Consider the following 3,605-nt stretch of genomic DNA (forward strand, 5'->3'; position numbering starts at 1 on the left):
GCCGGTCGTCGAAGTAGGGCTCGAAGCAGGGCCAGTGCTGCACCATCAGCTCGCGCAGCTGCGGCAGCGTGAGGAAGCTGAGCACGTTGTCGTCGGCCGGGTCGAGCAGATAGCCCTTGCGGCGCGAGACCTCGCGCACGGCGGCGGCCCGCTGGACCCATTCCTGTCCGGCCGGACCGGCCGCGGCCACCACCCACTCCTCGCCGTGCACGGGTTCGTACACGGGCCGGAGCACGGCCGCGACCACGGCCCGCATGCGCTGCTCGACCAGGTTCAGCCAGATGTAGGCGCGGCCGGCGCGCTGGGCGCGGGTGCGCACCTCGCTCCAGGCCTCGGCCCCCCAGTCGAGTTCCGCCCCGATCTCCACGGGCCGGGCGACCGGCACCGTGCCGGGGGGTACGGCCGTCCCCGGTGGGGCGTCCGCTCCCGGGGGCGCCTCCGCGGGGTCCGCGGGCCCCCCTTCGTGACCCGCGTCCCCTGGGGGCAGCTCCCGGCCTCCCGAGCTCACCCACGCACCGCCTTCTGCTCCTGGACGCCCGTCTGTGCACATCCGTCAACGATCAAGGAAGGGTACTCCGGGAGCGGGAGGCGGTGCAGCAGGATCGACAGGCTGCTTGCTCAACTGCCCAGATCGGGCTGACCGTTCTGGGAGGCGAGTTCGGACGGAGTGAGCGGATTCATAGCGGTTACGTCCCGGGGCGCGAGCTGGAAGCCCTGCCAGTGGACCGGCATGGGCTGCTGGTCCTCGTCCCGGGCGATGTGGTGGAACCCGATGTTGACCCACACGGACGGTGTGGTGAGCGTCTCGCCGTTGACCCACTTGTCGACGCTGTCGCCGCCGCGGGGCCCGCAGTCACCGATGTTGTTGCTCGCGAACTGCTCGCAGGCGCGGGCCTGGGTGAAGTAGACGTCGTGCCGGGTGAAGCCGCGCCCGGCGTGGGTGTCGGTGTGGCCGGGGACGATCTCGTACGAGCGGGCGTGGCCGTCGGCGTTCTTGCCGGTGCCGCTGACCACGCGCCACCAGCGCATGTTCTTCGCGTCCCCGGCGAGTTCCTTGGTGACGGGGGTGCGCTTGGTCTTCACGGTGGGGCCGCCACCGCCGGCGGGCGGCGCGGTGACGGTGGAGTCGAACTGCTCGATGCGGTCCTTGGCGCCGTCGAGGCCGAAGTCGAGCTTCCAGAAGACGTTGTGGGCGTGGCTGGTGGCGTAGGAGCGGGCGCCCTTGCCGATGGGCCAGCCGCGGCCGTCGGTGGCGTTGTAGTCGACGGGCGAGAGGCTGCCGGTGGCGCCCACGTTGGCCCCGATGGTGCCGTCGGAGGAGAAGCGCCACTCGGAGATGTACTCGTACCAGCCGACCTTGTTGACGGTGTAGACGAGCAGGTCCTTGGCCTGGGCCTGCCAGACCTTGCCGCCGCCGTCGCTGGCCATGCGGTAGGCGTGTCCGCGGGCCCGGGTGGTGGTGCACAGGCCCTTGACCTGGCCGAGGTCCGGGACCTTGACGGTGGTGAGGGTGCCGCCCGGGCATTCGGCGGGCTTGAGCTCCTGCAGGCCCCAGCCGAAGCCGGCGCCGGTGAGGTCGTCGTACTCGGCGCCGCCGTCGTCGTAGGGGACGTGGATCTGGGCGAGCCGGGCGGTCTTGAGGACCCTGACGGGGGCCTGGGCGCCGGGCGGCTGGTACGTGACCTTGTCGAGGATCAGTCCGGCGTCGGTGCTGTAGCGCCAGCACATGCGCCAGACGGCGCCGCCGTCGAGCTTCTGGGTGATGCGGTAGGCGTCCGAGCAGTCGGCGTGGACGGAGCGGTTGCCGGTCGGCGGGGGCGGCGGGGGCGCGGCGCCGGCACTGGTGGCGGGCCCGGCGGTGGCCGTGGCGGCGCCGAGCACGGCGGCGGCGGTGAGGACGGCGCCCCGGGTGCGGGCGCGCCGGTGTGGCTGGGTGGACATGCGTGCGTACTCCCTCGTACGGGTCGTGAAGGCGGCAGGGCCGGGCGGCGGTGGTCAGCCGACGCGGACGACGGTCCTGGCGGAGAGGTCGACGATCAGGTTCCGGGTGTCGATCCAGGCCCCGTTGAGGACCTTGGTGACCAGCCGGACGCAGCGGTGCTCGCCGCAGCGGGCGAGCTGGGCGGGCACGTTGGCCTCGCGGTAGGTGCGGTAGACGTCGCCGTTGAACCAGAGCTGGCCGGTGGTGGTGAGCTCCTTGCCGGTGGCGTCCTTGTAGTCCTCCTTGACGCCCTTGCCCAGCGGGCTCGCGAGGATGAGTTCGAGGGCTTCGCGCAGTTCCTCGGGGTGGGCGGAGGGCTGGACCCCGCGCTGGACGCCGGTGCGCTCGACCTTGCCGGTGTCGAGGTTGACGGTGCGCGTGAGGAGTTCGTCGCGCGCGTAGTCGTAGAAGCGGACCTGGGCGCGGCGCGGTGCCGGGCCGGTCTCGCCCTCGCCGGGCAGCGGGTCGGCGAGTTCGGTGGCCAGGTGCTGCGGTCCCCGGCCGCCGTCGGCGTTCTGCCGGGCGGCGGTGCCGGGCGGGGTCAGCGCCAGCGTCTCGGCCCGGGCCAGCTCGTCGTCGGTGAGCGGGTCGGTGCCCACCCCCTTCTCCCCCTCGGGCGCCGGCGGCGCCACGCTCGCGGGCGGCGGTGCGGTGGCCGCGCCCTGCGCCCCCGCGTCGGTCCGCGGCGTTCCCGCCGCGTCGGCCGCCCCGGCCCCTTCACCGGTGCCGGCCGCGCCGTTGCCGGTGCCCGTCACCTGCCCCGCCGTGCCGGCGGCGGCCGGGGCGCCACGGCCGCTCGGCGTGTCGTCGGCCCCCGCCGTGCCCGGCATGCCGATGGCCACCGCGACGGCGGTTCCCGTCACCGCCATCGCCGCTCCGGCCACCACCTTCCCCAGGTGGCGGCGCGCTATTTCGTACACACTTCCCCCTCTTCCCCCCGCTCGGTCTTCGGTCACCCGGTAGGACGGGGCGAAGTCCTAGGAGGTTGCCCGCTTTTCGGGCAGGATCTGGCCGAGGAACATCCCCTGTATCCGGACAGAAGAGGAAGAGTCGCATTCATGCAGGTCTGGCCGGGACGGGCGTATCCCCTGGGCGCCACGTACGACGGAGCGGGAACCAACTTCGCGGTCTTCTCGGAGGCCGCGCACAGAATCGAGTTGTGCCTGATCCATGACGACGGTTCGGAGACGGCGGTCGAGCTGCGCGAGAGCGACGCGTTCGTGCGGCACGCCTATCTGCCGGGCGTGATGCCGGGTCAGCGGTACGGCTTCCGCGTCCACGGCCCGTACGAGCCGGAGCAGGGGCTGCGCTGCAACGCGGCGAAGCTGCTGCTCGACCCGTACGCGCGGGCGGTGTCGGGGCAGATCAGCTGGGGCGAGGCGGTGTACGGGTACCCCTTCGGGCGGCCGGACGCGCGCAACGACCTGGACTCGGCCCCGCACACGATGACCTCCGTCGTCGTCAACCCGTACTTCGACTGGGGCGACGACCGACGTCCGCGCACCGAGTACCACCACACGGTGATCTACGAGGCCCATGTGAAGGGCCTGACGATGCTGCACCCGGAGCTGCCGGAGGAACTGCGCGGTACGTACGCGGGCCTCGCGCACCCGGCCGTGATCGG

The 3,605-nt window shown here is 72.9% G+C and carries 3 protein-coding genes and 1 pseudogene; 1 reads left to right on the top strand and 3 read right to left on the bottom strand.

Going from position 1 to position 3,605, the window contains the following annotated elements; translation table 11 throughout:
* The 3 genes from RIF68_RS30865 to RIF68_RS30875 all read right to left on the bottom strand — a co-directional run.
* Nucleotides 1-550, bottom strand: a 550-nt coding sequence (locus RIF68_RS30865; protein WP_309054570.1) for an SAV2148 family HEPN domain-containing protein, incomplete at its 3' end; no start/stop codon positions are given.
* Between the two features lie 68 nt (nt 551-618).
* Nucleotides 619-1,941, bottom strand: coding sequence for a copper amine oxidase (locus RIF68_RS30870; protein ID WP_309054571.1), 1,323 nt, complete (start codon nt 1,939-1,941; stop codon nt 619-621).
* Between the two features lie 54 nt (nt 1,942-1,995).
* On the bottom strand, nt 1,996-2,901 hold the full coding sequence (locus RIF68_RS30875) for a Tat pathway signal sequence domain protein (RefSeq protein WP_309054572.1): 906 nt from the start codon (nt 2,899-2,901) through the stop codon (nt 1,996-1,998).
* Between the two features lie 138 nt (nt 2,902-3,039).
* Between RIF68_RS30875 and RIF68_RS30880 the strand changes: the two are divergent.
* Nucleotides 3,040-3,605: pseudogene (locus tag RIF68_RS30880) on the top strand (glycogen debranching enzyme); the annotation flags it as partial.

The sequence above is a fragment of the Streptomyces sp. genome (assembly GCF_031178505.1).
GTDB classification, from domain to species: domain Bacteria; phylum Actinomycetota; class Actinomycetes; order Streptomycetales; family Streptomycetaceae; genus Streptomyces; species Streptomyces gulbargensis.

Coding starts and splice junctions, on each gene's coding strand:
- RIF68_RS30870 (WP_309054571.1), bottom strand. CDS start 1,941: ATGTCCACCCAGCCACACCGGCGCGCCCGCACCCGGGGCGCCGTCCTC.